The 5,000-nt window shown below is 54.9% G+C and carries 2 protein-coding genes and 2 rRNA genes (2 of these 4 only partly in view); all 4 read right to left on the bottom strand.

Features of this window, described 5'->3' with window-relative positions:
* Positions 1-671, bottom strand: a 23S ribosomal RNA gene (locus CBW65_RS13785); it reaches 2,325 nt to the left of the window's first position.
* Between the two features lie 160 nt (positions 672-831).
* Positions 832-2,378: ribosomal RNA gene (locus CBW65_RS13780) — 16S ribosomal RNA — on the bottom strand.
* The 16S and 23S rRNA genes sit together here, the layout of an rRNA operon.
* A 271-nt stretch (positions 2,379-2,649) precedes the next feature.
* The gene (locus tag CBW65_RS13775) at positions 2,650-3,858 is read right to left on the bottom strand and encodes a hypothetical protein (protein WP_087457328.1); all 1,209 of its coding nucleotides are present in this window, start codon (positions 3,856-3,858) and stop codon (positions 2,650-2,652) included.
* Positions 3,855-5,000, bottom strand: the 3' portion of a protein-coding gene (locus CBW65_RS13770) for a ThiF family adenylyltransferase (RefSeq protein WP_087457327.1). It continues 3 nt past the right edge of the window; the window shows 1,146 of its 1,149 coding nt (coding positions 4-1,149); its start codon lies off the right edge, out of view; it ends in the stop codon at positions 3,855-3,857. Before CBW65_RS13770 ends, CBW65_RS13775 begins: the two co-directional genes overlap by 4 nt.

The following is a 5,000-nucleotide window of genomic DNA, read 5'->3' as shown; positions in this document are numbered from 1 at the left end:
CCGTCAGGCATGAACGCCCTCCGACTGATTGTAGGCACACGGTTTCAGGTTCTTTTTCACTCCGCTCCCGCGGTGCTTTTCACCTTTCCCTCACGGTACTGGTTCACTATCGGTCGCCAAGTAGTATTTAGCCTTGGGAGGTGGTCCTCCCTGATTCCCACGGGATTTCTCGTGTCCCGCGGTACTTGGGGTATCGTCTCGGAGTCTGTTAAGTTTGGGGTACGAGACTTTCACTCTCTTCGGTCAGCCTTTCCAGACTGTTCGCCTACCCAACAGATTTGTAACTCCATTCGGCGTACAGTGCGAAATTTACCGAATTCGCTGTCGCTGCTTCGATAAATTTGGCACTGTCCACCGATGAGACGCCCCGCAACCCCGCATGGCCGAAGCCACACGGTTTGGGCTCTTCCCCGTTCGCTCGCCGCTACTAGGAGAATCACTATTGTTTTCTCTTCCTCAGGGTACTTAGATGTTTCAGTTCCCCTGGTCTACCTCTCAACACCTATGGATTCAGTGCTGAGTGACACTCCATTACGAGTGCCGGGTTGCCCCATTCGGATACCCCCGGATCAACGCCTGCTTACGGCTCCCCGAGGCATTTCGGTGTTTGCCCCGTCCTTCATCGGCTCTTGGCGCCAAGGCATCCTCCGTGCGCCCTTCGTAGCTTAACCTAAGTTAACGCTTCGAAAGTACTGCATTTCAAACATGTCTTGACTCACTATTTCGCTATCCAGTTTTCAAGGAACACATTGAGGGTTTGATCCCCCAAAACTAAACGAGTTGTTGTCAGAGATTGACGCAAGTCTATTCGAAAAAATCTTAAATCCTTAGAAAGGAGGTGATCCAGCCGCACCTTCCGATACGGCTACCTTGTTACGACTTCACCCCAGTCATCGACCCCACCTTAGACGGCTGGCTCCTTGCGGTTACCTCACCGGCTTCGGGTGTTGCCAACTCCCATGGTGTGACGGGCGGTGTGTACAAGGCCCGGGAACGAATTCACCGCGGCATGCTGATCCGCGATTACTAGCAATTCCAGCTTCATGCAGGCGAGTTGCAGCCTGCAATCCGAACTGTGAGCGGCTTTTTGGGATTGGCTCCGCCTCGCGGCATCGCAACCCTTTGTACCGCCCATTGTAGCACGTGTGTAGCCCAAGACATAAGGGGCATGATGATTTGACGTCATCCCCGCCTTCCTCCGGTTTGTCACCGGCAGTCAATTGTGAGTGCCCAACTAAATGATGGCAACACAATTTAGGGGTTGCGCTCGTTGCGGGACTTAACCCAACATCTCACGACACGAGCTGACGACAACCATGCACCACCTGTCACCGCTGCCCCGAAGGGAAGGTCTATCTCTAAACCGGTCAGCGGGATGTCAAGTCTTGGTAAGGTTCTTCGCGTTGCTTCGAATTAAACCACATGCTCCACTGCTTGTGCGGGCCCCCGTCAATTCCTTTGAGTTTCAGTCTTGCGACCGTACTCCCCAGGCGGAGTGCTTAATGCGTTAGCTTCGGCACTGAGGGTGGTACCCCCCAACACCTAGCACTCATCGTTTACGGCGTGGACTACCAGGGTATCTAATCCTGTTTGCTCCCCACGCTTTCGCGCCTCAGCGTCAGAAATCGGCCAGCAAGGCGCCTTCGCCACAGGTGTTCCTCCACATCTCTACGCATTTCACCGCTACACGTGGAATTCCCCTTGCCTCTCCGATCCTCAAGCCATCCCGTATCCAAGGCAATCCCAAGGTTGAGCCTTGGGCTTTCACCCCGGACGCAAATGGCCGCCTGCGCGCGCTTTACGCCCAGTGATTCCGGACAACGCTTGCCCCCTACGTATTACCGCGGCTGCTGGCACGTAGTTAGCCGGGGCTTCCTCCTCTGTTACCGTCAGGGTGTGAGCATTCTCTTCTCACACTTGTTCTTCACAGAAGACAGAATTTTACAACCCGAAGGCCTTCATCATTCACGCGGCGTTGCTCCATCAGGCTTGCGCCCATTGTGGAAGATTCCCTACTGCTGCCTCCCGTAGGAGTCTGGGCCGTGTCTCAGTCCCAGTGTGGCCGGTCACCCTCTCAGGTCGGCTACGCATCGTCGCCTTGGTGAGCCGTTACCTCACCAACTAGCTAATGCGCCGCGGGCCCATCCGACAGTGAAGCGAAAGCTTCTTTCTCTTCTCCCTCATGCGAAGGAAAAGCCTATCCGGTATTAGCACTCGTTTCCAAGCGTTATCCCGGTCTGTCGGGCAGGTTGCCCACGTGTTACTCACCCGTCCGCCGCTAACATCTTCGGAGCAAGCTCCGAATCAGTCCGCTCGACTTGCATGTATTAGGCACGCCGCCAGCGTTCGTCCTGAGCCAGGATCAAACTCTCAATAAAATTTGAAAAAGTTTGTATCTCTGACTCGCGTCATCTCTCTGTAACACTCGTTTAGTTTTCAAGGATCAAGTACAGGATGTACATTGTCCAACGTTGCGACAGGACGTCGCGTTCTTAGTTGGGCCACCATCTCTCGCGGCGACAAGAGATAATATATCACGGCGGAACAGCTTGTCACAACTCGTCTTTTCATCATATTTCCACTAAAAAGAACAAACCTCAGCGTTCGGCGAGGTTTGCTCTATGATCCTTCTCATTTTGTTATTGTGCTTCATTTTCCTGCCGTTATGACATTCTGCCTTCTGAAATATCTCGACCAAATACCTGCTCCCCACAAGGCAAACTGCGCGAACGTGAGCAACAGCACGATCACCCCGTCCCAGAACACCAGCGTCGAACCGGCATCGGACAGCACTTGTTCGACCGCCAGCCACACAGCCGACACCGTGGCCGGGATCACCAGCAGGCCAAACAAGAACACGACGACAACCAAGGCTACACCATACAGCAGTCCAAACCATCCCGCCAGCTTTTGCTGACGCGGCTGCAACTGCTGCCATGCCTGCAGGGTGTCTTTTGAGCGCAGGAACGTTTTTTTGAGGAACAGTCTGGCGTCACCCGACAAATCGGCAGCGTTGGTGGCTGTGATGATCACAAAATACAGGTCTGTGCGCACGAAGATCATCAACTGCGAGAGGAACTGGAACAAAGTGAGCAGTGCCGTCATCTGGCACAGGTTGTTCAGGAAGCCACCCTCAGGCAGCCAAAACTGTAAGAGCAGCGAGAGAAATAACACAGTTGTGTCAAAGCACATACCGGCGAAAAACGGCACATAACGTTTTTCCCGCGGCTGGGCCCACAGCCCTGTCATTTCCGCTTCCACCACCACCCAAAACCAGCGGACGCTAAGTTTAAACCGCACCGGCGCACCGGCCGCAGCTGCAGCCAGCATGTGCGCAGTTTCATGCAGCAACAGCAATACCCAAGTGACGATGAAAATGGCGAGCATGCTCAAGCCAATCGTAGGAAAGACGAAAAAGTCCTGATACTGCGGAAAGACTTCCGGACGCACAATGAACATGAGCAAACTTGCGACCGCAAAAAGAAGATAGAGCCCAACACCTATTTTGCCAAACACCACTTGCCCGATCGGCTTCATCCAGCGGAGCGCAGACGGCGGGGCCTGCTCTTCTGCGGCCGGATTCAGCAGTTGGCCGTCTATGCTTCGTACGAGTTCCAGCTCCAGCAACGTCGTGCCGAAATCGAGAAAGTCAACTTCGATCCCTTCCTGCTCCAACAACAGCGCTTGCGCCTCACCGAGCGTGCGCGATCCGTCGAGCAGTCTGATCGCCGCCACGCCTTCATAGGGAATGCGGATAAAGTTCTCTGCCACCGGATCGCCTACCGTGTATTCGTCTCCGTCCGGCTGGATCGAGAGGTGGCTGACATCGAGTACCGAATGGAGTGTTACTTCGCTCACGACTGCATCACCCCCGCTTTTGCCACTGCGACCAAGTCCTCGAGCGGCACCGGTTCGATGCTGTCGCGCTCTGCTTTGTGCGCACCACACGTCGGGCACTCAGCCACACGCGGGAACGGATCGGACTTCTTCATCTCCATCGTCATCATGTTGACTTCAACCGAAGTGGAAGGAAGCATCGGCTCGGCATAACCGCTCAAGTGTTTGGACACCTCTGCCGTGATGAAGCCGCTGAGCAACGCGATATGCGGCGACATCGCGGTATTGCGATTTTCGAACACCTGTCCGTTGATTGCGCGGACTTGCGTTTCAGAATCCGGGTCCTGACGGAGCGTGTGAATCAGGAAACAGTCATAGCAACCGTGCTCATGTGGCACAAAACGCTGCCAGAGCAGTCGGTTGTTGGTGACGCCAAACAGAAGCACCGGCTTTTGCAGATGAACGCAGGCGGAGTTTACCCAACGCGCGGAGTGTATGACCGGCGTATCGATCCCGTTGATCACAAGGTCCGCATCGGCCAGCACATCCAGCAGGGATTCGGCGCTTCCCACCCGGCGGTTGTAGGTGATGACCTCCACATCCCGGTTCAAGCTGTGCAGCTGTTGCTTGACCGCGTCCGTCTTCAACTTGCCGATGTCATCTTCGCGGTAGATAAATTGGCGATTCAGGTTGCTGAGTTCCACATGGTCGCAGTCCAACCCAATGATTTTGCCAACGCCAAGTCCGGCCAAACCTGCCGCAATCAGCGAGGCACCGCCGAGGCCGAGCACGCCAACGCTCGAATCCTTCATCCGCTGCTGGTACACCCGTCTGCTGTGCTCAAGAGTTGTGTAGTTGGAAAAATAGGTTAGGTTCGCCCGGTAGCGTTCCAGATCGCGGTCGGTCAGGTTTCCCGCCGGGGCGTCGGCATCCTCAAGGAAGCCCAGTTCGTCAAAAGTGGCCAAAGCGTCTTGCACATCTTCGAGACTCAGCCCGTTGGCTGCGGCAAGCTCTTCTATTGTAAGAGTTCCGTCCAATGCGGTGAGAAAGCGTTCGATCTGCCCATCCGAATCCTCCAAGTCGAACACGTCGGTTTCAAAACCGATGCGCAGAGAATCACCGTTTCGCACCAGCGGCTTCAGAATCGTTTTAAATATCGGTCG

The organism is Tumebacillus avium (assembly GCF_002162355.1).
Taxonomy (GTDB): domain Bacteria; phylum Bacillota; class Bacilli; order Tumebacillales; family Tumebacillaceae; genus Tumebacillus_A; species Tumebacillus_A avium.
Note: the sequence above shows the minus strand (reverse complement) of the source record. Positions and strands in the feature narration are given on the sequence as shown.